This is a genomic window from Vibrio kagoshimensis (assembly GCF_050337535.1).
Lineage (GTDB): Bacteria > Pseudomonadota > Gammaproteobacteria > Enterobacterales > Vibrionaceae > Vibrio > Vibrio gallaecicus.
Genome location: NZ_JAKJSZ010000023.1, coordinates 33776 through 59123 on the forward strand (window position 1 = coordinate 33776; position 25348 = coordinate 59123).

18 protein-coding genes and 1 pseudogene are annotated in these 25348 nt (G+C 41.9%); 8 read left to right on the forward strand and 11 right to left on the reverse strand.

The window, feature by feature from the left end; all coding sequences use genetic code 11:
* The first annotated feature begins 81 nt into the window (after positions 1–81).
* The 4 genes from L4C37_RS19210 (at position 82) to L4C37_RS19225 (ending at position 6424) form a co-directional block, all read left to right on the forward strand.
* Positions 82–861 carry an ABC transporter ATP-binding protein gene (locus L4C37_RS19210; RefSeq protein WP_137372767.1) on the forward strand — a complete coding sequence of 260 codons (780 nt, stop codon included), beginning with the start codon at positions 82–84 and terminating at the stop codon, positions 859–861.
* Positions 858–1781: an ABC transporter substrate-binding protein gene (locus tag L4C37_RS19215; RefSeq protein WP_429769467.1), complete on the forward strand. Its 924-nt coding sequence runs from the start codon at positions 858–860 to the stop codon at positions 1779–1781. The genes L4C37_RS19210 and L4C37_RS19215 overlap by 4 nt, the downstream gene beginning before the upstream one ends.
* Positions 1778–3754 carry a Fe(3+)-hydroxamate ABC transporter permease FhuB gene (gene fhuB / locus L4C37_RS19220; RefSeq protein ID WP_429769469.1) on the forward strand — a complete coding sequence of 659 codons (1977 nt, stop codon included), beginning with the start codon at positions 1778–1780 and terminating at the stop codon, positions 3752–3754. The genes L4C37_RS19215 and fhuB overlap by 4 nt, the downstream gene beginning before the upstream one ends.
* Positions 3755–4207: 453 nt before the next feature.
* Positions 4208–6424 carry a TonB-dependent siderophore receptor gene (locus tag L4C37_RS19225; protein WP_429769495.1) on the forward strand — a complete coding sequence of 739 codons (2217 nt, stop codon included), beginning with the start codon at positions 4208–4210 and terminating at the stop codon, positions 6422–6424.
* A 120-nt stretch (positions 6425–6544) separates the two neighbouring features.
* Here L4C37_RS19225 and L4C37_RS19230 read toward each other — a convergent pair whose 3' ends face one another.
* Entirely contained in the window at positions 6545–8431 is a 1887-nt protein-coding gene (locus L4C37_RS19230; RefSeq protein ID WP_429769471.1) for an ABC transporter ATP-binding protein/permease, read from the reverse strand.
* A gap of 412 nt (positions 8432–8843) precedes the next feature.
* Here L4C37_RS19230 and artP point away from each other — a divergent pair, with 412 nt between their 5' ends.
* The 4 genes from artP to artM all read left to right on the forward strand — a co-directional run bounded on the left by artP (position 8844) and on the right by artM (position 11748).
* Positions 8844–9572 carry an arginine ABC transporter ATP-binding protein ArtP gene (artP, locus tag L4C37_RS19235; protein ID WP_372266743.1) on the forward strand — a complete coding sequence of 243 codons (729 nt, stop codon included), beginning with the start codon at positions 8844–8846 and terminating at the stop codon, positions 9570–9572.
* An 88-nt stretch (positions 9573–9660) separates the two neighbouring features.
* Positions 9661–10392 carry a lysine/arginine/ornithine ABC transporter substrate-binding protein gene (locus L4C37_RS19240; RefSeq protein ID WP_273294069.1) on the forward strand — a complete coding sequence of 244 codons (732 nt, stop codon included), beginning with the start codon at positions 9661–9663 and terminating at the stop codon, positions 10390–10392.
* 1 nt (position 10393) lies between these two features.
* Positions 10394–11083 (forward strand): arginine ABC transporter permease ArtQ, encoded by a 690-nt coding sequence (gene artQ / locus L4C37_RS19245; RefSeq protein ID WP_429769497.1) that lies wholly within the window; start codon positions 10394–10396, stop codon positions 11081–11083.
* Positions 11080–11748, forward strand: a complete 669-nt coding sequence (gene artM, locus L4C37_RS19250) for an arginine ABC transporter permease ArtM (protein ID WP_429769473.1) — start codon at positions 11080–11082, stop codon at positions 11746–11748. The genes artQ and artM overlap by 4 nt, the downstream gene beginning before the upstream one ends.
* 259 nt (positions 11749–12007) lie before the next feature.
* Here the strand turns inward: artM and L4C37_RS19255 are convergent.
* The 10 genes and pseudogenes from L4C37_RS19255 to L4C37_RS19300 all read right to left on the reverse strand — a co-directional run.
* A pseudogene (locus L4C37_RS19255) lies at positions 12008–13483 on the reverse strand (efflux transporter outer membrane subunit); the annotation flags it as partial.
* 17 nt (positions 13484–13500) lie between these two features.
* Positions 13501–16620, reverse strand: a complete 3120-nt coding sequence (locus L4C37_RS19260; RefSeq protein WP_429769499.1) for an efflux RND transporter permease subunit — start codon at positions 16618–16620, stop codon at positions 13501–13503.
* A 7-nt stretch (positions 16621–16627) separates the two neighbouring features.
* Complete coding sequence (locus tag L4C37_RS19265; protein ID WP_429769475.1) at positions 16628–17752, reverse strand: efflux RND transporter periplasmic adaptor subunit; 1125 nt, start codon at positions 17750–17752, stop codon at positions 16628–16630.
* Positions 17753–17851: 99 nt separating this feature from the next.
* Positions 17852–18730: a LysR family transcriptional regulator gene (locus L4C37_RS19270; protein ID WP_137372774.1), complete on the reverse strand. Its 879-nt coding sequence runs from the start codon at positions 18728–18730 to the stop codon at positions 17852–17854.
* A gap of 50 nt (positions 18731–18780) precedes the next feature.
* A complete protein-coding gene (locus L4C37_RS19275; RefSeq protein WP_372266786.1) occupies positions 18781–19440 on the reverse strand; it encodes a sugar transferase in 660 nt (219 codons plus the stop codon).
* A gap of 12 nt (positions 19441–19452) precedes the next feature.
* Complete coding sequence (locus tag L4C37_RS19280; RefSeq protein WP_429769477.1) at positions 19453–20640, reverse strand: glycosyltransferase family 2 protein; 1188 nt, start codon at positions 20638–20640, stop codon at positions 19453–19455.
* Positions 20637–21749, reverse strand: a complete 1113-nt coding sequence (locus L4C37_RS19285) for a glycosyltransferase (protein WP_273295727.1) — start codon at positions 21747–21749, stop codon at positions 20637–20639. The genes L4C37_RS19280 and L4C37_RS19285 overlap by 4 nt, the downstream gene beginning before the upstream one ends.
* A gap of 271 nt (positions 21750–22020) precedes the next feature.
* Positions 22021–23445 carry a GumC family protein gene (locus L4C37_RS19290; protein ID WP_429769479.1) on the reverse strand — a complete coding sequence of 475 codons (1425 nt, stop codon included), beginning with the start codon at positions 23443–23445 and terminating at the stop codon, positions 22021–22023.
* The gene (locus L4C37_RS19295; RefSeq protein ID WP_429769481.1) at positions 23442–24560 is read right to left on the reverse strand and encodes a glycosyltransferase; all 1119 of its coding nucleotides are present in this window, start codon (positions 24558–24560) and stop codon (positions 23442–23444) included. The genes L4C37_RS19290 and L4C37_RS19295 overlap by 4 nt, the downstream gene beginning before the upstream one ends.
* A complete protein-coding gene (locus tag L4C37_RS19300; protein ID WP_429769483.1) occupies positions 24553–25317 on the reverse strand; it encodes an acyltransferase in 765 nt (254 codons plus the stop codon). Before L4C37_RS19300 ends, L4C37_RS19295 begins: the two co-directional genes overlap by 8 nt.
* Between the last annotated feature and the right edge of the window lie 31 nt (positions 25318–25348).

The following is a 25348-nucleotide window of genomic DNA, read 5'->3' on the forward strand; positions in this document are numbered from 1 at the left end:
CCTTACATTTTACCAATTGACGGTCGGTGAGTTGATTAATGGGTAAGTGGTTAAATAGGTAAGTGGCTTAAGGTTGAAGGTATGCTAGAAGCAAAGGAACTCGGTTTTAGGGTCGGAAATAAACAACTGTTGAATAACTTTAATGTGTCTTTTGAACCAGGAAAAATTTATGCGTTGGTCGGGCATAATGGTTCTGGTAAGTCCACTCTACTCAAGCTATTAGCTAAACAGCAAGATGCAACATCCGGAAATGTTTTGTTAGAAAGCAAGACAGTAGCGAAATGGTCAGATAAAGATTTCGCAAAAAACATTGCTTATTTACCCCAACATTTACCTGCAACCGACAGCCTTTCTGGTAAAGACTTAGTGAGTTTTGGTCGCTACCCTTGGCATGGCTTGTTAGGGCGACTTTCAAGCCAAGATAAGCAGTATGTTGAAGAGGCAATGGAGTTAACTGATACCGCTCAATATGCAGAACGCTTGGTTGATACTTTGTCTGGAGGGGAACGTCAAAGAGTATGGTTAGCTATGCTTTTAGCTCAGCGCACCAAATATCTATTACTGGATGAGCCGTTATCAGCATTGGATATAGGTCACCAAGTTGAAATGCTGACATTGATTAAAAAGCTGAGTGAGTCTCTAAACTTAGGTGTGATCATCGTTATCCATGATATCAACATGGCAGCTCGCTTTTGCGACCATATTATCGCGCTGCACAGTGGTGAATTACTGATTGAAGGTATGGTGGATGACGTTTTCCAAGAGTCCGAATTACAGTCGATTTATGGTGTTCCGATGCACATTACTCAGCACTCTGCTGGTTATCCTGTGGCTATGCCGGGTGATTTGGAGCCTGCATGATGTTGACCACTTTTCGAAAGTCTTATCTACATCGTTTATTCATTATTAGCGCACTTATTTTTACGCCACCAGCGTTGACCAATGAACTATCATCGGTAGAAAGCGAAGAACCTCCACGAATCGTTTCGATTGATTGGACTCATACCGAGACTCTACTGGCGCTGGGGGCAACACCCGTTGCCGTTGCTCAAACGTCCGATTATAACGCTTGGGTTAAATCACCTGAAATTCCAAGTAATGTGCCAGATGTGGGGTTGAGAACACAGCCAAACTTTGAACGTATCCATGAACTTAAGCCTGACCGAATATTACTTTCTCCGATGTTCTCGGCTTTGGAGCCTCAACTAAGCCAAATAGCTCCAGTTACAAATATAGGTTTATATCGCAGTGGTGATGTGGATTGGACGATGTTAGAGAAGATCACTCGTGAAATTGCTCAGATTGCAGAAAAAGAGTACCAAGCTGAGCAGCTTATTGCTGAAACAGATGCAGAGCTAAGGGTGTTGGCTGCTAGTTTACCTAAGGGAGCTCCTCCCTTGCTCATAGTTCAATTCATGGATTCCAACCATGTTCGAGTCTTTGGTCAAAATAGCCTTTATAAAGCGTCCGTCAATAAGCTTGGGCTTGAATCTGCTTGGAAAAAAGAAACCAATACTTGGGGATACAGCTTAGTCGGCATTGATCAATTAATCGGTGTGGAAGGGCAAATTGTTGTTATTGAACCCATGCCAGCAGGAACAGAAAAATACCTCAAAAAGAATGAGTTCTGGAAATACATAGTGAAAGAATCAGGTTATCCGACTATACAGGTACCGCCGGTATGGAGCTTTGGTGCCATTCCTTCAGCTACAAGATTTGCTCACTTCATTTCGTCTGCTTTGAATCAAGGAAAAACGATGGAACAGGAGGGGAGACTATGAGAACCATAACTCTTGGCATGTTTTCACTTTTAATTCTCTCGACTCTAGTTTTGATTGGTCAAAACCTTTCTGTTTCACAATTTGGTTTAAGTCAGCTATCGAGTTTATGGGCAGCTGATTTTAGCTCTCCTGAATCAGTAAAGTTACATTTATCGTGGTGGCCAAGGCTATTCACCACATTATTATCGGGTGCGGCTCTAGCTGTCGCTGGTGTATTGATGCAGCAAGTTTTAAGAAACCCGCTAGCATCACCTTCAACTTTAGGTGTCGCAAGCGGCTCTAGTTTTTCTCTTATGCTCGCAACACTTTATGCGCCTTGGTTATTGGAGTGGTCATACTCACTGGTAGCCCTTGTGGGTGGTGTCGCTACGATGGGGCTAGTATTTGTTTTGTCTTGGCGGCGAGCGCTTTCTCCAACGGTGGTCATTGTTTCTGGCTTAGTCGTGAACCTTTATTGCGGGGCTATCAGTACAGTCTTGCTAATGATGAATCAAGATAAGCTCAGTGGGCTAATGATTTGGGGGGCAGGGTCTCTCATTCAAAGTGGTTGGGAAGACGTTCAATATCTCGCTCCACGCCTAACGATTGCAGTGTTGATTGCCTTTATTTTTGTGAAACCTTTAAGTTTGCTACAACTTTCAGAACAAGGAGCGAAAAGCCTTGGGGTTTCGTTACCTAAATTACGCGTCGTGTGCTTAGGTTTAGCTGTCATGCTAACGGCTTGGGTGGTGAGCGCCGTTGGTATTATTGGGTTTATTGGTTTGGCTGCCCCTGCTCTTACTCGTTTAATGGGTATTCACCGTTTAGTTCCTAAACTGTTAGTGTCAATGTTACTAGGTGGGCTGCTTTTAAGCTTAACTGATCTACTGATTCAACAGCTACCGGGTTTGATGGCAATGTTCATTCCTACTGGTGCCGCAACGGCTGCATTAGGGGCGCCATTATTGTTATGGCTATTGCCAAAGCTCTCGATGAAAAGCCAATCTCAGACACAAACAATTCTTACTCGTCACAATGAAGTGACTCCGCGTTTAAGTAAAAGAACTGTGGCAGTTTCAAGCCTTTTGATTGTTTTTGCTCTTATTATATTCAGCCTGTTTTCGTTACAAACTGAAGGGTGGCGTTGGCTGTTTTTAACGCAAGATTGGGCATTGCTAGAATGGCGGTTACCTCGGCTGATTGCAGCCGCAATAGCTGGGGGAATGCTAGCGGTAGCGGGAACAATCGTTCAACGCTTAAGTGGTAATCCGATGGCGAGCCCTGAAGTGATTGGCATCAGCTCAGGAACCGCTTTAGGTTTGATTATTGCTATTTTGGCTGGTTTCGGCGGCAGTGTCATCGGGCTTTATACAGGTGGTTTGATTGGTGCGGTATGTACGCTAGCGATTATTGTCCTACTGAACCAAAAGTCAGGTTTCCAACCAGAGCGAGTGCTGCTGACTGGTGTCGCAATCACTGCGTTAATGAATGCCGTACAAAGCTTTGTATTAGCGGGAGGTGATCCAAGAAGTTATCAAGTATTAGCATGGTTAGCCGGTTCTACTTATTACGTAACTGAAGAGACGCTCTTTCCTTTAATGCTATCTTCTGTTGTCTTCGTTTCTCTAGGGTTTATTTGTGCTCGCTGGCTAGATGTTTTACCACTCGGTCAGGCTAGTGCTAAGTCATTAGGGTTAAATGTTTCACGCTCTCGAGTGCTGCTATTGGTTCTGGTTGCTTGTTTGACGGTGAGTGCCACTTTAGTTGTTGGACCTTTAAGTTTTATTGGTTTGATGGCGCCACACATGGCTAGATTACTAGGTTTTAGCCGGGCAAGAGAGCATTTAATTTGTTCATCTCTCATCGGTATGGCGTTAATGCTATTTTCCGACTGGCTTGGAAGGCAGTGGTTATATCCTCAGGAAATTCCGGCAGGGCTAGTAGCATCGATTATCGGTGGTATGTATTTGATGTGGGGACTAAGGCGATATTAATTAGCCTTAAATTTATCTACGACTAAAAGCTCGGATAAAGAAGATAAGGCGGCTCAAGTAGGTGGAGCCGCTTCTTTTTGTATTAATGTAATTAGATCGTACGCAAAACCGTGCTCACACTACACACGTGTTAGCCATATACTGACAATAATAATGTGTGTCCTACGCGTCCAATTTGTGAGTCTGCTCTGTCAGTTGCCGACATGCAGTTGATGGAATTCTTGTTATTATTAATGCATCTGACCATTTTTAACCTAGCTTATTAATCAATGAGTTAAGATGCCATTCATATGCAAAATGTTTTTATAAAATACATATCTAAAATGTTTCATTTTTGAAATAAGATTGATACACTCCGCTTAATTATTAACACAAATGATATTTATTATCGTTTGTGTTTTTGTTTCTTTTAGATCGAGATTGTATTAAGGAAAGTATATGAATCGGCATTTTATGCGTACCCCAACGGCGTTTGCAGTTGCTTTAGCGGTATCGTCTGGGGTCTTAACGTCAGGGATGGTTCAAGCTGAAGAAGACGAAACGGTTGTAGTGCTAGGGCATCAACTTGAAGATAGCTCAATCGGTCCAGATTTTAGTTATGTTGGGTTAAGCAGCCGTACAGCAACAAAAACGGATGTGGCGATTGGAGAAACTCCACGTGCAATCTCTATTGTGACTCGAGAGCATATGGATGATCGTGCCTCGATAAGCATTGCCGATGCATTGCAATATACGCCAAGTATTCAAGCGAATTACTTTGGTGAAGACAACAAGCAAGATTGGTTTGTTATTCGCGGCTTTAAGCAAGCAAACAGTGGCTTATATCAAGATGGTACTCGTCTGTACTCTTCGGGTTTTTATAGCTGGCAAATAGACCCATTTGGTTTAGAGCGAGTAGAAATTTTACGTGGTCCAGGCTCTGCTCTTTACGGTCAAACACCTCCAGGTGGTGTTATAAATGTTGTCAGCAAACGACCACAGTTTGATGGTGGTTCAGGTCAATTTTCGGCTGAATTTGGTACAGACGATCGCAAGCAGCTCAGTTTAGATGTCAATTCAGAAGTGAGTGATAAAGTTGCATTCAGGCTGCAAGCTTTGACCCGTAAAAATGGTAGCCGTGTCGATGGTGTTGAAGCCGAACGCATTTTTATTGCCCCTTCTTTGGCTTACAAATTCACCGACGATACTCAAATTACCCTGTTAACGAGTTACCAGAAAGACGATTCAGTTCCATACTTGCAGTTCCTACCTATGGAAGGAACCCTGACTTCAAACCCTAATGGCACAATCAGCGATAGCACAGCGCTAGGTAATACTGATTGGGAAACGTTTGAACGTGAACAGTTATCCATTGGTTATGAGTTCGAGCATCACTTTAATGATCGCACTTATTTCATGCAAAACACTCGTTTTAGCCAAATGGATATCAATTTACGCCAAATGTATTACTCGCAATATGTGGGTGACACAGCACTGGCTCCGTATGATCCAACTCGTACTTCTATTATTCGCCAAGCTTCTACGGAAGAAGGAACCTCAAACGCATTCAATATTGATAACCGTTTGATTCATAATTTCAAAACGGGTGTAGTGGAACATACGTTATTAGCGGGTATCGATTATCAAAGTATAGATATCGACAGCAAAGATTACGCCGCTGACCCTATCATAGGTGATGGAAATAGCATGCTGCCTATCCCTGGAGTGGGGAATGTTCCAAATCCTATCTTCAATGTATTTAACCCGTCATACAGCAGTAATGTTGCCCTGTTGAACCCTGCAACTTTTGCCGAGTTGGATGAGTCAGATCGTCAGACAACGAAAACGAAAAATAATCAACTTGGTTTGTACTTACAAAACCAAATGATGATTGCTGATAAATGGGCTGTTCAATTGGGTGTTCGTTACGATGATTCACGTAACAAGACACATAACACTACGACAGGCGCTAAAACCAAAGTCGATAATGAAGAGTGGACGACAAACTTTGGTGTGGCTTACTTAATGGACAGTGGCTTCACGCCTTATGCAAGTTATGCTCAGTCGTTCAATCCCATTATTCAGCTTGATAAAAATGGTGACCCTGCGAAACCAGAACGAGGTCAACAGTACGAAGTCGGTTTGAAGTACCAGCCACGTAGTTTCAACGGTTATTTCAACATTGCAGCATTTGAAGTATCAAAAGAAAACTTAGCACGCCAAGTGGGTGGTCAATTGACTCAAATTGGTGAAGTTCGTAACCGTGGGGTAGAGCTTGAAGCTGTGGCGAATGTCACTGAAGCCTTAACTCTGATTGGTAACGTATCGTTTATCGATTCGGAAATAACAGAAGATGCTAATAGCAATTACGTAGGCAATACGCCTTCTCAAATTGCTGACCAACTTGCTTCTGCTTGGGCTAATTACCGTTTCTTAAATGGTCCTTTAGATGGATTAACTATTGGTGCTGGTGCTCGTTATGTCGGTGACTCTTATGCAGATAATCTAGAAACCAACAAAGTGCCTTCTTATACTTTATTTGATGCCACCGTTAGCTACCGAATTGAAGATTACAAATTCCAAGTGGCTGCGAAAAACCTGGCAGACAAAGAGTACATCGCAACTTGCGATTACTACTGTTTCTACGGTGACCGCCGAAACGTTATCGCAAGTATCACGTATGACTGGTAATCAGGCTTAGGTCTTCTGGATTAGAGATTTAGGTCTTGGAATCGAAACGATAAACACTCTGCCAATTTGGCAGAGTGTTTTTGTTTTTAATGGGTTAATTGTGTGGGGAGAGATTAGTAGTTAACGGTTCATCGATTTAAACTGAAGCTCGACTAACCTTTGGTAAAGTTCGCAGGTTTCAAGGAGTGATTGGTGGTCTCCTACATCGACAAGTTTACCTTGGTCCAATACGGCTATTTGATCTGCATGCTTAATCGTCGACAGGCGGTGAGCAATAATCAATGTGGTTCTGCCGCGCATTAACTCATCCAAAGCTTGTTGGACATGGTGCTCACTTTCGCTGTCTAGTGCGCTGGTGGCCTCATCTAAAAGTAAGATATTAGGGTCCTTCAAAATGGCCCGTGCAATCGCAATTCGCTGACGCTGCCCTCCAGAAAGTCGGACTCCACGCTCACCAAGGAAGCTATCATAACCTTCTGGTAAATTAAGAATAAACTCATGCGCGTGGGCTTTTTTAGCGGCTTCAATCACTTGTTCATTTGTTGCTTCAGGGCTGCCATAACGAATGTTGTGATAAACATCGTTACTGAACAAAGCTGGCTGCTGTGGCACTAATGCCATTTGCTTTCTTAGCTCATTTGGTTCAAAACGACGAATATCAATACCACCTAATGTCACTCGACCAAGCTGCGGATCATAAAAGCGTTGCAGTAATTCAAACAAGGTTGTCTTACCGGCTCCTGATGGTCCAACTAATGCTAGCACTTTTCCTTCTTCTGCTTTTAAAGCGAGATGCTCTGTAGCGGCTTGATCAGGACGCGAAGGGTAGTGAAATGTGACATCTTCAAAGGCAACTTCTGCTGTTAGTTGATTAGTTTCAGTTGAATTTTCTTGGTTTGAATCAGTTTTGATTGAACCAACTTTTGTTGAAGTAGCTTGGGTCAAGTCAGATCCTAGCGATATCGGGTTTTGGACCGGAGCAATAATATGGCTTTCAACGTGAAGTATCTCAATGAGCCTTTCTGTTGCCCCAGCAGCGCGTTGTAGCTCACCTAAAACTTCGGAAATAGTACCTAAAGAAGAAGCTACCATAATTGCGTAAAAGACGAATGCCCCCAGATCACCACCAGACATAGTGCCGTTAATGACATCACTTCCGCCGACCCATAGCATGCCTGAAATAGCACTAAACACGATGATGATGACACCTGAAATCAAGATAGCGCGTTGTTTTACGCGTTGACGCCCAATTTCATAGGCTTTTTCTACTTCAGCCGAGAAAGACGCTTTTTCCTGCTCTTCATTACTATAGCTTTGCACCGTTTTGATGTGTTCAATCGCTTCGCCAGCATAAGAGCCAACATCTGCCATTGAATCTTGGCTTTTTCTGGAAAGGGTTCGAACTCTTCGCCCATAAACCAATATTGGGATCAGAATGAAAGGCACAGAAGCTAACACGATGAGAGTCAGCTTAATATTGGTGGCAAACAACATGATGATGGCGCCAATACACATTAAAGCACTGCGCATTGCCATTGAAAATGAAGAACCAATAATGCTTTGTAGTAAGGTCGTGTCGGTTGTGATCCGAGACATAATATCGCCGCTGCCATTTGTTTCAAAATAGCTAGGATGAAGAGTGATCACATGATTAAACACTGCCAGCCTAATGTCGGCGCTGACTCGTTCACCAACTGAGGAAACTAGATAGAATCGAAAGAAAGTGCCTATTGATATGAGAACGGTCACGAGCAAAATAAATTGAATCGCGCTGCCTAAGTCTTCTAATGATTGTTCAGTAAAACCTTGGTCGATCAGAATGCGAATACCGTGACCAACGGAGAGCGTTAAACTTGCGGTAAAGATTAACGCGACTAACGCTGCTGCCACTCGACCTTTATAAGGTTGTATGAATTTAATTAATTCAAACAGTATTCCTAAGCTTTTTTTCTCGGGTTTATGTTCTTGGCTAATACCTGTTGATTCAGAAGCAACATTGTCTTGCATAATTGAGCCTTGGGTCATTTTTCATTTGAAACAAGGAGCTATTAAAACATCTTTTTGACTCTACCTCTGAGTATCCTGCGGCATTCTGCCTAAATTATTCTACTTCACGTTTATACACACTAAGCCTTGTCTGTTTATTTATGCAAAGGTCTTGGGGTTTGTCAGAGTGTTTTAACGAATGGATTGAAAGAGGTGCTGATTTATAAAATGGCGAGCAAGCGATTGCTATTTTATTCAATCTAGTAATTTCAGTGGTTTAGAACTTGCTCAGATCAGACCAGTCATAGAATCTAAAATACCCTTCCATTTTGTTACAAAAATTCAACAAAATAGTTTTTTATACATTTTTCTTGCATAAAACATCAATATGAATAGAATAACTGACAAATGACAATTAATGCAGTAATCCGGCATGAGTATTCAAGTAAAAAGCATCAATAAATCGTACGGTGAAACACAAGTTCTTCACGACATTAGCTTCAATTGCGAAAGCGGTGAAACCTTAGTGCTACTCGGCCCAAGTGGCGCAGGTAAAAGCTCGCTATTACGTGTATTGAACCTGTTAGAAACTGCAGACAACGGCAATTTACACATTGCGAATCAAAGCTTTGACTTTTCAGCGGAAGTGCCAGAAAAGCAGGGGCTTAAATTACGTCGTAAAGTTGGAATGGTTTTTCAGCAATACAACTTATGGCCGCACATGACTGTAATGGAAAATCTGATTGAAGCCCCAACTAAGGTCGCAGGCTTAGATAAAGAAGAAGCTTTAGCTCAAGCTGAAAAAATCCTGACTACGCTCCAACTTTCAGATAAAGCGAACGCATGGCCATTACAACTTTCTGGTGGTCAGCAGCAACGTGTCGCTATTGCTCGAGCATTAATGATGAAGCCAGACGTGTTGCTTTTTGATGAACCAACTGCAGCACTTGACCCGGAAATTACCAATCAAGTCGTTAAAATAATTAAAGATTTAAGTGGTACAGGTATCACTCAAGTCGTTGTAACGCACGAAGTCGATTTCGCCAAAAAAATTGCTAGCCATGTTTTGTACCTTGAAAAAGGTTACATCGTTGAACACGGAACGAGCGATTCCTTTATTAATCCGCAAACCCCAGAGTTTGCCGAATATTTAACGCATTAGATCTATTTACGCATGAGATTTAGTTAAACCAATCAAACTATAAGAATGGCGTCTAGCCAACTATTTACAGATCATTCGGAGTCACACCATGAAAAAGATTTTACTAGCTTCACTAATTGGCCTTGTTTCAGCTAATGCAGCCGCTCAAGACGAAATTAAATTCGCAATGGAAGCGACTTATGCTCCGTTCGAATACATGGACGAAAATAACCAAATCCAAGGTTTTGACGTTGACTTAGCCAATGCGCTTTGTGAAGAGATGAAAGCAAAATGTACATTCCATAACCAAGCATTCGATAGCCTAATTCCTGCTCTTAAATTCAAACGTTATGATGCGGCTATCTCGGCAATGGATATTACTGAAGCTCGTTTACAGCAAGTTAACTTCTCAGATGCGTATTACGACAATTCAGCCGCTTTCATTTCAATTGAAGGAAAAGTGGTGGATCAAGCGGCTTTATCAGGCAAGCGTGTAGGTGTTCAAAATGGTTCAACTCACCAAAGTTACCTGCTTGAGCAAATGTCTGGCGTAACAGCCGTGCCTTATTCTAGCTATCAAGATGCATTCATCGATATGAAAAATGGTCGTATTGACTCAGTGTTTGGTGATACAGCCGTGGTTGCAGAATGGTTTAAGAAGCAAGACAACCTAACGTATGTTGGCGAGCAAGTAACTAACCAAGATTATTTTGGTAATGGCTTTGGTATTGCTGTGAACAAAAGTAATCCAGAGTTAGTAGCTCAGCTAAACGCAGCACTTAAAGCTGTGAAAGCGAATGGTGCGTACGAAGAAATCTTTAACAAGTACTTCGGTAAGTAATATGGCATTAACGGGTTACTCTTTAGGGCTCGTAGAAGCAAGTTGGATGACTATTCAGCTTGCCTTCACTAGCTTATTAGTTGGTTTAGTTCTAGCGGTTTTATTTGCTGGGGGCGAGATGTCTCGTCGAATTGCAATAAAATGGCCAACGACTGCTTTCGTAACGATAGTGCGTGGACTGCCTGAAATCTTAGTTGTGCTCTTTATTTACTTCGGTTCAACTCAAGTGCTTTTTATGATGACGGGAGATTTTATTGAAGTTAGCCCGTTTCTTTCTGGTGTAGTGGCGCTGTCTTTAATCTTTGCTTCTTATGCATCTCAAACGATTCGCGGCGCACTTAAAGCCGTTAGCAAAGGTCAAAGAGAAGCCGCGAGTGCTTTAGGTATTTCCCAAGCTCGTTCTTTTTTTAGAGTTGTTCTGCCACAAGCAGTGAGACATGCTTTACCTGGCTTAACCAACCAATGGCTGGTTCTACTTAAAGATACAGCGCTGGTTTCACTGATTGGCGTGACCGATTTACTTAAGCAAGCACAGCTTACATCTGCAGCTACTCATGAAGCATTTACTTGGTATGCAACGGCTGCGGCTATTTACTTGATAATTACTCTGATCACTCAAAGGGCGGTAAAGGTCATTGATAGTAAATTCTCGATCCAAGGGCATAGTTCAGGTAAAGGGGCTTTGGCATGAATGAACAACACTTGAGCCAGATGCTTGAAGGTTTGGTGACAAGCCTTCAGCTAACAGGTGCTTCGTTATTAGTTGGTTGTATCTTGTCATTGCTTATGACGGTAACGCTGATTTTACGTTTACCGGTTATTCATTGGTTTACTCGCGGTTTGATTACTCTATTTACGGGCACTCCGTTACTAGTGCAGATCTTTTTGGTGTATTACGGACCGGGTCAATTTGATTGGATTCGTGAAAGCTTTTTATGGGCTTGGTTAAGCCAACCTTGGTTCTGTGCCATGTTAGCGTTAGCTCTGAATACGGCGGCATACAGTACCTTACTGTTTAGAGGCGCATTTAACGCAATTCCTGCTGGTCAGTGGGAAGGATGCCGAGCATTAGGAATGGATAAAGTAGCGACTCTAAAAGTGTTATTGCCTTATGCATTGCGTCGTGCTGTTCCTGCTTATTCCAATGAAGTAATTTTAGTTTTCAAAGGGACTTCTTTGGCAAGCACGATTACCATTATGGATTTAATGGGGTACGCGCAGCGTATTAATGGCCAAACTTACGATACCTTAGCTGTATTTGGTGTAGCCGGTGCTTTTTACTTAGCTGTAAATGGAGTGTTGACGCTGATTTTCCGTCAAGTAGAAAAGAAAGCTTTAGCTTTTGAAATGGTTTAATCGCCAAGTCAGTTCGTTTTTCCGTAAATCTAATTTGTAAGTCTGAACTAATTCGTAAGTATAAATAAAAACGCCGTTACTTCTATACATACCAAATAAGGAGCTTTCCTGAATATTGGTGCTTGAAGTGACGGCGTTTTTGTTTCTGTCTTTGTACTACTAATTCGCTCTATGAATTAGATTTTGTATTATCAGTGTTTTTTGTATTAGCCACATCTGAAGCGGCTTTCGTTTCTGCTGATCCTTCGACTTTTGGATCTTGTTCTTGAACGGGAACCTTCCAATCCCCGCCTAATGCTTTGTAAACCGCGACTGTCGTTTGAGCAGTCTGAAGCTTGGCTGCTACCTGTCTGTCTTGCATCATTCTTTGCTGCCTTTGCGCATCAAGAACCGCTAGGTGATCCGCTAAGCCAGCTTTGTACAAGGCCTTTGCTTTTTCAACTGCGTTATCGACTGCACGAGTCGCTTCATCAACACGTTTTTGATTTTCTTGGCTACGACCATAAGCAAATAAGGTTGAGTCGACTTCTAGAAACGCACTGTCTACCGTATGCTGGTAACTCAGTGCTGCAACTTTAAACCTCGCTTCATTGAGCTCAACCATTGCTTCACCGCGACCACCATCGAACACATTCCACTGAATACCCGCAGCAGCAGCCCAACCAAATGAATCGCTGCTGAAAAGATCATCAAAACTGCCTGCACTTACACCCGGTGTACCCGTTAAGAAAAATTTAGGGTAGCGGTTAGCAATACTCGCCCCTAAGTCTTCATTAATTGCAGCCATTTCTCGCTCAGCCATTTTGATATCTGGTCGGCGAGTTAATAACTCAGAAGGTAACCCTGTTGGAATGACATCTGTGAGCGTTGGTAATTGGTAATCACTCTCTAGACGAGCATTGATGTTACCAAGTGATTCACCGAGTAATACTGCCATTCTTTGCTTGTGTACTTGTTCTGCAATCTCGAGTTGAGGTACCACGGATTCAGTTGCGGCTAACATCGCTTTTGCCTGCGCTAAGTCGAGTTCTGAGCCGTAACCACTTCTTACTACTTTAGAAACCAGATCTAAGGTCTTCTTTTGGTCTTCAATATTTAATAAAGCCAGTGCTTTACGTTCATGTGCTCCTCGGTATTGAAGATAGTTATGGATAAGATCCGCAGTTATCAAAGTCGTGAGCCCTGACTGAAATATTTCAGCCTGCTCTACACGGATAGTGGCGGAGTTGACTCGTTTATCAACTCTTCCAAACAGATCCATTTCCCAAGCAATACTTGCCCCAAGAAAACCGCCGTCATGTTGAGCCTCCATTAAAGACATTCCTGTCGCTGATTCAACTTGATCGGATGCACCAAATACAGGACCAAGTAGAGAGTCATTTTCACTCAGTTGGTAGTTATAGTAACCACCACCAAGACTGACGGTTGGAACTTTGAAAGACTCAACAACGCTTTTATATGAATTAGCCATATTGATTCTTTCTGCGGCTAATTTTATGGGTATGTTGTCTTGCTGAACATCTAGCACTAATTGGTTCAATACCGGATCATTAAATTGAGTCCACCATTGATTATTCTCAATGTTTTGAGCTGCCGTATTTTCATTTGACGGACTGTATAAATACGTTTCAGCCATTGTGGTTTCAGGAGCTTGGTAATCTGGTCCTACCGCACAGCCTGTTAATAGCAAAGCGAGCATGATAGGGGCGATTTTAAATGTTGGCTTAGATAGCATTTTCATTTTTGAACTCCTTATTGGGCTGCTTGTTGGTTTGTTTTAAGGCTTGTTTCTAAGCTTTTGGAATCAAGATCTTTAGCGTTGTTGTTCTTTGTACCTTGATTATTTGCCTTTTTATCTTCTGCTTTGTAGAACAATTGATACAAGGCTGGCATAACAAACAGGGACAGAACTGTCGCAGCTGCTAATCCGCCAATGATCGTTGCAGCCATCTGGTCGAATAGTAGGTCGGTTAAAAGCGGAATCATTCCAAGCGCAGTGGTGAGTGCGCCCATTGAAATTGCCATTGTTCGGTTTACCGTTGCTTCCTTAATGGCTTCTGAAAGTGACTTTCCATAGCTACGCTCAAGTTCAATCTGATCCATTAGAACAATGCCATTTTTGATGATCATGCCCGTTAAGGTTACTGCGCCAATTAACGCCATAAAGCCAAATGGTTTATCCAGTAGCAATAGGCTGAATGTTGCGCCAGTAGCTGCCAGTGGAAGAGTAGTGAAAATAATGACAGGCTGCTTAAAGCCGTTAAACATAGCAACCAAGATGATGACCATGAGTAGCATTGCTTTAGGCAGTTGCTTCAAAATATCACTGACGGCTTTATGCTCGTCGTAATACTCGCCGCCCCACTCAAGGGAATAACCTTCAGGTAATTCAATCGCTTCTATTAGAGGCTTAACTGAGTTTCTTACTGCGGCTGGAGTGGTATATCTACCCACACCTGCTTGAGCAGTGATCGTTTTTACGCGATCTCTACGCCAAATCATGCTTTCTTCAGTAACAAGCTCGAAACCATCCACAACTTGACCAAGGGGTACACTGTGCATTCCTAATATTGAACGAACAGGCAGCGTTTCAAGAGACTCTATTGACTGTGCAGTGCCGCGAAGTTGAATAGTGATCAGCTCGTCATTCAGATTCATTCGACCTAGAGGCATACCTTCAGATGCTCGTTTCATTGCAAAGGCAATATCAGCACGGTTTACACCTGCGTGGCGCATCTTATCTTGGTTAATGACTGGAACTAAAACTTTACTCTTCTGGCGCCAATCATCACGGACATATTTAGCATCTGGATGAGCTGAGAAAATAGTTTTTGCTTGTTCAGCTAAGTCATGTAGAACTTTTTCATCAGGTCCTGAGAATCGAGCTTCAACACTGAACTTATCAGCAGTTGCTAGCTTCAGGCTTCTGAACCTTGGGTTTGCATTCGGAAACTCTTTAGCAAGCCATTCATCAGAGCGAGCGATAAGTGGGCTGAGTGACGGATAGTCGGTAGCATTAATAAGAATCTGACCGTAAGCAGGGTCAAATGGTTCTGGTTCAATCGTTACCGAGAACCTAGGTGCTCCTGCGCCAACATACGTTGAAATACTTTCGACTTCAGGTTGCTCTAATAGCCATCCCTCTATGCGCTTCATATCATCTGAGGTTTGCTCTATTTTGGCACCATTAGGTAGCCAGTAATCAAGGAACAAAATCGGTCTGTCAGCTTGAGGTATAAAGTTAATCGCAATATGTGGAACCGCAAATGCAGTGAATAGAATCAATGGGATAAGTGCTGACAATGCCTTTAAAGGATTGTCGACTGTCCAGCTTACACTGCGTTTGTAGATGCTGTTTTTCTCTTGTTTTTTTTCTTTAGATGGCTTGATGAACATCCAACACATTAATGCCGTAAAGGTCATTGCCACAAACCATGATAGCAACAGCGAAGAGGCAATAATCAGGAAGACAGAACTGGCAAATTCAGCGGCATCAGTTTGAGAAAAAATAACTGGGCTAGCCCCCATGATAGCAATGACGGTTGCACCAAAGAGTGGGGTTGCTGTTTCTTTAACTGAGTCAATGGCTGCCTTGGTACGATCAACCCCTTTATTGATTTTACTTATCATCATATCGGTGATCACAATCGCGTTATCCACCAACATACCGAGCGCAAGGATGAAGGTACCCAGCGAAACGCGATGTAAGTCGATACCCGATAGATTCATGTAAATCAAAGTAAGGAGTATGGTTAGTAATAGGCTAGTACCAACAATTGTGGCGCTTTTCAGCCCCATAAAAATTGATAAAACAATGAATACAATCGCGACACTTTCAAGTAGGTTACTTACGAAATTATCAATCGATTTTTGAACTTCTTCAGGTTGATTAGCAACCGTTGCAATCTCAACACCAAGAGGCAGTTCAGACTGATATTGAGTGACGATTTCATCTATCTGATCTCCCAGTGATACGACATTAATACCAGAAACAGGGCTCATAGCTAATGTAACAGCGGGTGAGCCATTGTAGCGGTTTTCTGTCATTGCGGGTTCTTGATAACCCATCGAGACTTCAGCTATATCACCTAGTCGAATTAGACCTGTACCAATTTCACTGACTCCACCTTTAAGGACAAGGTTTCTTATGTCATCTAGGGAACGAAATTCACTGGATTGTTGAATACGGATACGTTCTTGCCCAACGGCATATTTTCCAGCTTCGAATGTGGTATTTTGAGTATTTAGCTGGCTCCATACTTGCGCGATAGATAAACCATACTGAGCCAATCTTTCATCAGGAATGTCAATATGTACCACGCGTGGCTGAACGCCATGTAGTTCGACTTTCTTTATGCCATCCACGGTTTTAATTCGGCGTTGTAATTCTTCAGCATATAGACGAAGTGACACAGGAGAAGCATCTTCACTATGGATAGAAAATAACATGCCATAGACTTCTGAAAACTCATCTTGAACAATACTAATTTGAGCACTGGAAGGGAGCAGCATTTTCATGTCTGATACCTTACGTCTCAATAGATCCCATTCCTGTGGCAGCTCTTGAGAGTTTAAAGACTCTTTTAGGTCAACAAAAACCATCGACATTCCCGGTCGAGAAAGCGATCTCAAACGGTTTAATGTCCCGATTTCTTGTAATTTGGTTTCAACGGTATCGGTCACCTGTTGTTCTACTTCTTCAGCAGAAGCTCCTGGGTAAATCGTAACGACTACCGCGGTTTTAATGGTGAAGCTAGGATCTTCTAATTTCCCTAAATCAAAGTAGGAATACAGTCCAGCAATTACACTTAAAACTGTAAAGAAGAGAACAAAGGTTCGTTGTTTAATCGCAAAATCAGCTAAATTAATCATCATTCACCTATATGTCTTTGACTTGAATAGAATTAAGCTCTTGCCCTTCGTAAAGGTAAGCAGCACCACTTATGACAACATGATCTCCCAGGTTCAAATCACCTTGAACACATACAGATTGGTCACTGAATGAAGAAACATTGACTGTGACACCAGAAGCATGTGCATCCTTAACGACGTAAACTTTGTCAATACCTTCCTTAGAAACAAGTGAAGAGTAAGGTAAACAATGGTTAGAGTTTGCTTCACCGAGTTGAGTTGAAAGTGTTACGGCTTTGCCTGGTAATAAACCATGTTCGGATATGCCTATACCTTGGTCATTTTGGATGTTCAGTCGATAAGTGACGGAGTAGGTCTGTTTGATTGGGTGTGGGAGTGACGAAATCTCTTCTGCGTACCCAATAAGCGGTGTATCGGATTGGTACCAGCTAATGTTGGCACTTTGACCTGATTTAAATTGGTGGATGAGGTTTTCAGGCACATCAATCTTCACTTCTAGCTCATCTGGCTTATGAATGGTAAAGACCGCGATGCCCGGTAGCACTTGTTCAAATTGATCAAAGTTTGAAGCGGCAATGACACCATCAAAAGGTGCTAAAAGACGAGTGTATCGAATCATATCTTTTGCTCGACGTATGTTCTGCCCAACCACTTTTACGGCAGATTCACTTCTTTCATAGCCGCTGATTGCTCGGTCTAAGTTGACACTAGCAATCGCATCATCAGCAATGGCTTGTTTTACTCTTGCGAGTTCCGCTTTTGCGAGCTTATGCGCTGATTTTGCTTCTAAAGCACGGGCTTGGAGCTCTTCTAAAGCAACGTGGTAGTCGTGTGGGTCTAACTGCGCAATAGGTTGACCTTTTTTAACCGTTTCGCCTGTTTTAACGAGAATATTTTGAATTGTCCCCGGCACTCGAAAAGCAACCCCTGCGGTTTCTGCTGATTGCAATTTACCGGTAAAAATTTTGGTAGATAAATGAGCGCTGTCTTTAAGTTCAACAACATGAACAAGACGGTTTAGTTTTTCCGTTGAGGTTTGATCAGCTGCGGTTTGTGGTTCTAGCGAATTATTGCAGCCAACAAGAGAAAATAGAGTGGCTGCTAATACAGTATATTGATGAGGGATAGTCATAGATTGCTCCTATAAATAAGTGGAGCAATTCTATCGTTACAGCGCTATAAGATAATCAGGCCTAGTTGAATAACACTGTCTCGATAAGTGAGACAATGATTATATTTTTGGAAGTTCTTGTAATAAAAAGTCGATCAAAAGTTGGCTGGCATGACTTAGAGCTTTTCGCTGTGGATACAGCAACCATGCTTCTTCAGTTTTGACTTCTTTTTGAGGAAATAGATTAATTAAGGTTCCATCTTTGAGTTCTTGTCGAACGAGAAGCTCAGGTAATAGTGAAATACCACGATGACGGCAGGTTGCACCTTTTACAAAACCGATACTATCACTAACGACTTTAGGCTCCACTTTGATGACTTGATCAAGTATTTCCCATTGCTTATCAATGTCTCCACTAGGCCAGCGAAAACAGATAAATTTATGGCTGACGAGCTCATTTAGATTGGCAGGTGATCCGAACTGTTCGAGGTAAGTTGGACTAGCAACGAATATACGCTGAAGGTCCATCACTTTACGAGCGACTACGTTTGTATCGTGTAAACGACCGCCATGCATCGCCAAATCCAGCCCTTGTCGATACATATCAAGGAATCCGTTGTTTATACTCCTAATATCGAGTTCTATCTCTGGATATAGATCTTGGAACTTAAACAGTGAGGCTTGAATAATGTCACCTGTTTCTGGCAATAGACCAATTTTCACTCGCCCGTGGGGGATTTCTAATAGATTAGAAGCAACTCGATTGGCTTTTTCTAAAGCGGTAAGCGCTTTGGTTAACTCGTGATAATAAAGCTCGCCTGATTTAGTTAACGACAGGCTGCGAGTCGTTCTAAAAAACAATTGAATACTGAGAGCTTTTTCCAAATCATTAATGCGACGGCTGACGTTGGCTCTTGGTAAATCCAGTGCGTTTGCTGCTGCAGTGAAATTGCCTAGCTCAACGACAGTCGTAAACAGTTTTAAGTCTTCAATTTTCATAGTTTTTAGGAACTTTCGTAACTTGCGAGAAAGGCAAATCCTATCTTATTTTAGCGGCCTCGACCATCAACCATAACAACAATTGTTTTAGTGATAATGCTTAAGTCCGTTTTTATCCACGATTTAACAGAGCATAGGCTGAGCGCATAGCTGTGGTCAAAACCTACTTTGCGTCTTACATCCTCAATACAGGTGTCATAGCCTTGGTTTACTTGAGCTAAGCCGGTAATACCTGGAAGTACGCCATAAGTTCTATCTGCAAAGTATGGAATTTCAGTCTCTAATTTATTGTAGAAAGTAGGGCGTTCGGGTCTTGGACCAATAAGTGACATCTCTCCTTTTAGTACGTTAAACAGTTGTGGTAACTCATCGAGTCTTGTTTTTCTTAGGAAGTTGCCAATGGGGGTGATTCTTGGGTCATTTTTACTGGCCCACACAGCACCTGAACGTGTTTCAGCATCTTGGTACATGCTACGAAACTTCATTATTTCAAATAACGCCATTTTATCGGGCGTCGATTTTCCTACTCTTAGCTGGCGATAAAAGACAGGACCTTTTGAAGAAACTGCAATCGCAAATGCAATAATAGGGAAGAGAGGTAGAAAAATCACAAGTGCGACTAGGGCTCCCAGAAAGTCAAAAGTACGTTTAGCGTGCGAAATTTTATTCTGGTACAGGCTATTTTTGTTTAGGTAAAGATTAGTGTTCATCATAATAAGTCCTTAACGACTGACGCGTGCCCAAGGTGAATTTTCAAAGCCCAGCAGGTAACGAAGCCCGCCAACAAAGTTTGCATAGTGCCCAACCACTAAATAAGAAATCAGTGAAATTGGCTTGGCACTTAAGTGCTGTGGAAGTAAGTAACCAATAATTCCTATGCTATAAATCATTATTTGTAGGTAGAACAGAATATCGAATACAAGGTGGTGACTTAATAATGTCGAGGTGACGAAGCAGATGATCATTAAGTAAGGAGTCAATAATCTTAACCCTTTCCCTGAAAAGAAAGCGAAAGCCGTACCTCCAAACTTTGGATTGAATAAACCAAATAACTCAATAACTTGTTGCATGTTACCAGCTGAGATTCTTAGCCTTCTTTTGAAGTCATTACTTCTGTTGGTTTCTTCCAGTTCTAGCGCAATCATCTTAGGCTCGTAGTCGGCTAGATAACCCTTTATTACTATCTGCATTGGCAGAATGAAATCATCATTGATGGTGTTGGTTGGCAATTGGTCGAACAATTCTGTTCTAAACAAATAGAATGCGCCATGTGCTCCTAAGCTTGAACCCAGCGATGCTTCTTGTTCTTTGACTGCGGTTTGGTAAGCCCAGTAAGTACTCTCACCTTGGTTTCCTGTTGGATACATACGGTAAGTTGCGTTTACCACGCCTACACGGTTATTTGAAAAGTGGGCACTGGCAATTAATAAAGAATCCAGCGAGATCAAAGCTGATACATCGCTAAGTGCTGTGATATCGCTGTCTATCTGGCAAATTTCTTCATTAACAAGAGCAACTTTTCCACGATTTTTACTGTGGTTATGAATTTCAAAATGGACATCACAGCAAATAGCTTCTTGGATTGTCATTTCAGCCATTTGTACTGTGTTATCTGTACAGCCATCACAGGCAATAATGACTCTCAGTTTTTCGTTTGGATAATCTAATGAAGCGAGATTTCTTATTTTCTCTGCTATCCACTGCTCTTCATTATAAGCCGGTACTAGGATAGTGATACTTGGTAGAACTCTATCACTTCTCATTTTCTTGTAGCTTCTTGTGCTTTCCTTTACGCCGTCGCTTGGGTGTTTTTTTGAATACCAACGCAGCAATAAAGGGTAGCCGAGGTGATGATAAATAATGAACACACCAGAAAAAATGCACGTCACCACTAATAGAATATCAATCATGCGTAAGCTCCATTTGCTATGTCATTGTATGACTCAACCATGTTACGAACGTCGAAGTTCTTTAAAATGAACTGTCTTGGTCCTTGGGAAAGGTCATTGTTATTTTTGTTATCAGCTATTGCCTGTAACAAAGCATGTGACAAGTGAGGGATATGGTTTCTTTTAACGAGATGACCAGTCTTAGGACAAAGTGTTTCATTTACCGCTCCAACGTTCATCGCGACAGTAGGAATATTGCAAGCTTGAGCTTCGAGCGTTGATAAAGGTAGCCCTTCATGGCGTGATGGCAGACAAAATACATCTAATGAGCGGTAGAAGTTCACCATATCATCCACTAAGTCTAGAAAGATGACTCGTTCAGAAACTTGCAGTGTTTTGGCTAGCTGTTCTAATTCCTCTTTTTGCGAACCTTGCCCTGCAAAAACAGCAACAGCATTGGTTGGAATAAGAGTTAACGCTTTGATTAATTGATCCTGCCCTTTAACAGTCTCGAGACGACCAGCACAGCCAATGATGGTTTTGTCGTGTGGGAGTGAAAAGACATCTCGAGCGGCTTCTTTTGAACTAGGCTTAAATTTTTGGCAATCAATACCATTTTTGATGGTAGTGATGTTTGCATAAGAGAAAGTCGATTTCAGTTGGTTGTAAACACAAGTTGCATCAGCAACTAGGGTCGGTTGCGCAGCTTTAAGTGCCATATCTTGAATTCTACGACGCTTAGTATTATTCAAATGCCATGCATCATGTTCTGTATGAATGCGAGCAGGAACCCCTGTGATTTTTGCAGCATATCCAGCGTACAAAAGAGGACCAATGTGGTGAGTATGGACAACATCGGGTTTTACACCCTGAAAGGCCTTCATAAGAGTAAGAATGAGGTTAAGCTGGACTCCTGGTGCTTTATCTAAAAATACAAGCTGTGATTGGAAAGGCTCTAGCTTTGTCCAATTCTTCAGTGCTTGTTCGCGAGTGCCTTCAAGGCTGACAATAAGAACTTGGTCTTCTTTCTTTGCAAACTGAAGTAAATCGAGTGTTAACGTTTCCAAACCACCTGGTGCCAGGTGTTGAACTACGTGTATGATCTTCTTTCCTTTAGGCTGTGTTTTCATAAGCTAAGTCCCTTTAAGTATCAATAATTAGATTTTATTTTTGTACTCTTTATTAAGGTTAAGCATGGACCGTGCCAGTTATTTTATTGTTAAATATCAATTGTTTATGTTTAAATTTCTTGTTTTGTCATTTTCGTTTTAATTTAAGAATCAAAATGGAATCAACCTGTGTTCTTTTCGCAACTGTGAGTTTCAAGAGTGGAGCAATAAAAAGCGCCAGCTGTAAACTGACGCATAGTAAGAGGGTGTAAATAGGAAGCAGAAGGTTTGGTTAATTCATTTTTGGTATAACAGTGAGCACTGGCGCATTTAAAATATCCTCTATCTCACTTTTACGTTTAATTGATGAGTCGAATAGTTCGAATATAATCGCTAGACCTGCGCCAAAGCCTAAGCCAGCCAATAGCCCTGCAATAACGAATAACACACTAGGTAAGTTGGAGCGAATACTAGGTGTAAAAGGTAAGTCTATAATTTTTACTCGCTTGTTTTGTTCAAAAAGACCGAGTGATCCTGTTAATTGGGCCATTTCGTATCGTTCCATTAATTCATCATAAAGTTGACGTTTAATCTGAACATCTCTCTGAAGTCGGTACATGACCTTCGCATTTTCCCCAAAGTTATTGGCTTTATTCTCTAATTCGAAAATCATTTTTTTCAGGCTTTTCGTTTCTTCTTTTAACGATTCATATCTCGCGCGAACTAATTGCAGGCTGTGAAGTTGTGTAACTAAAAGGGGCTGTGTATCGCTTAATTTTGTGAGTGTATTACTGCTGGCAATATCCCAAAGCTGATCACTATTCAGCGTTGGCTGTTTCATTTTGAGAATCGCAGTTCTCTCGTTTTCCAGTCTTTCCAGTTCTAACACTTTGGCTTGTACTGCGCTGTGTTGGTTTGTGTATTTAGCTTGAAGTAACGTTAGATCGCTTCGGATGTCTATGATTTGATCTTCAAGTTTGCCTATTACAGGGTTAGTTTTAGATAGCTGCTGATCTATTGTACCTAGGCTTTTTTCAACACCCGCGAGTTCTGCTTGTTTCTCTGCTAAATTTTGTTTCAGAGATGCTAAGCGGTTTAAACTTTGGCTTTGAATCTCAGGTGTGGATTGAGCGTTGTTATTTTTGTAGTTAGCAAGTGCTTCTTCAGCGGCTTGCAGTTCTACCTGCCTTTTCTCTATATGTATGCTCAAAAAGTCACTTGAGTCTTGTATGGATGAACGTTCCGGCGCGAGTAGTTGTTCAATGAAACGCTCACTGACGGATTGCAGTGTGTCTTTCATACCTTCTGAAGTGTTCGAAGTTAGGCTAATTTTTAAAAAGTCTTTACCTAGCTGCGTTACGGATAATCGGTTTGAAAGGTCACTGATGATTTCTTGCTGTTCTCTTGCTGACATATCTGAAGAAATAAGCTCAAGCTCAGTCGCGACGGAATAAAGCACATGTCGGCTATGTAGTAGTGTTCTTAGCGCATTAATCCGGTCTTTTAGCATGGTCGAGACTGCAATGTCTTCCAAGAAAGGATTCATCTTTGCAGTTTCTTGGATCAGCATGCTGGTATGAGCATCGTATTTAGGTGGGGCCATCTTACTCACTCCAAACCCTACAAAAGGTAAGATCATAATAGGAATAAGAATTACGTAACGCTGACGCCAAATAGCACCAAGAATGATTAATAAACGAAGTTTTAGATTACTCATAATAACTCCAACATCCAATTGACAAATTTACCTCGTTGTTGCCAACTTTCTTGTTGAACAACATCACTAGGGATTAATTTTAAGTCTCTTTTCTTCTGTAGAGTATGTACCATTTCCTCAGCATTATTAACGGTTGAAACGTAACCTTGATAGGTATTCAACGCAGGAAACGGTGTTGAAATAATAGGTGTTTGAGCCGCTAAATATTCCATTAGCTTCAAAGGGCTACAAGCTCGTATCTGCTCATTATCAACAAATGGAAGTAAGCTTACATCCCAGTGTTGTGAGTATCGCGGAAGTTCGGAATGTGCCTTCGGACCCAGATAGTAAACATTGTTATAGCTTGGTAACTGTAATGTAGGGAGTTCATTAGGGCCGATGAATACAAAGTCCCACTCAGGCAGGTTTTTAGCTACCGTATCCAATAGTTCATAATCAAGCCATTTGGACAAACTGCCGTAAAAGCCTGCAATTGGTCTGTGTCCCGTTGGGAGATCTAACGCTCTTGGCGCCGGGGTACTGAATAGCTCTAAATCTACACCGTGGGGCAAAAGTTGTGCTTTGCAGGCTGGGAATTTAGTCATTAGCTTATTACTGGCAGAAAAAATCAAATCAGCTTTATCAATTAAATCATGTTCATGAGTTTTCACCGTGTCATGGTCGACCCCAGCAAGAGCATCAAAGTCATCTCCACAGTAGTACACAACAGATGACTCCCCAAGGTGTCCACATAGGTCAACAGCCGTAGGCAGTGACGTCCAGAGTATCGGATCGGTGATTCCAATCTGTTTCATCACAGGCTTTAGTTGGCTGAGCATAAGGTGTTTAGCGACTTGTCTAGTTAGCTGTGATTTTGGAGCCGGTATAGTACGCAAATTAACCACGGTAATGTTGGGGGCGTCTGTCGCATTTGACATGTTTTGTGCGTGTGCATTATTACGACCAAACAGTTTGTTTAACGCACGTTTGATATCTTTAGCACATAGCTTCGGCTGTCTTAAGCCGATTGAATTAACCCACAGCACTTTATGAGTTTTCGATAGGTGACGAACTAAATGTTGAGTGGAAGATGGTAAACCTCCGAAATCTTCACCAAATACGATTAAATCACGCATCGTAACCTCCTAGTATCTCATCATTCAAAGTAGTTAAAGGTTGAGATGCAGGGATGCTTCCTATAACCCGGGCTGGGTTCCCTGCGGCAATCGAATATGGTGGGATCGTTTTTGTTACAACGCTACCTGCTGCTACAACGGTACCTTCACCGATTGTTACGCCCCCTTTAATGGTGACATTTGTGCCTATCCATACATCTTTACGAAGAATGATTTCACCAATTTGATTAGCATCATCACCTTCTCCTAACGCTCTGCGTTTTGCATCTAGTGGGTGACCTGAGTACCCGAAGATAAAAGCACCACTTGCGATGCGAACATTGTCTTCAATGGTGACTTTATTACCAACTGCAATGGTCGATTGCCAGCCAATGTCCACATTGTTTCCCACTGAAAGTAGAGGTGCTTCACTCATGGTGCACCCTGAAAAAGTCGTGTGCCCTGAAATACGGCAGTCATCTCCAATGCGAATTTGTAATGGACCGCTAACAAATGGTAGACCACCGTACAAATATAGACGCTTACCGCAGTGTGCGAGTCGCCCTTTAAATGCTGGTGTCCAATACAAAAAACGAGAACCTCCACTTACAATGCCAGTGATAAGCTGGTGGCCTTGATAAAGTGTCTGATTAACGAATTGAGGGGTAGGAAGCTCTATGTTTCTAATACTTTTCAAAATGAAAAAGACATTTCTAAATTGAGAATTAGGATGAGATTTAAGCCAATGTTTGAATTCATGAATAGATACTGACGTCATAATGGACACTCCTAGTTTTGTTATATAGGAG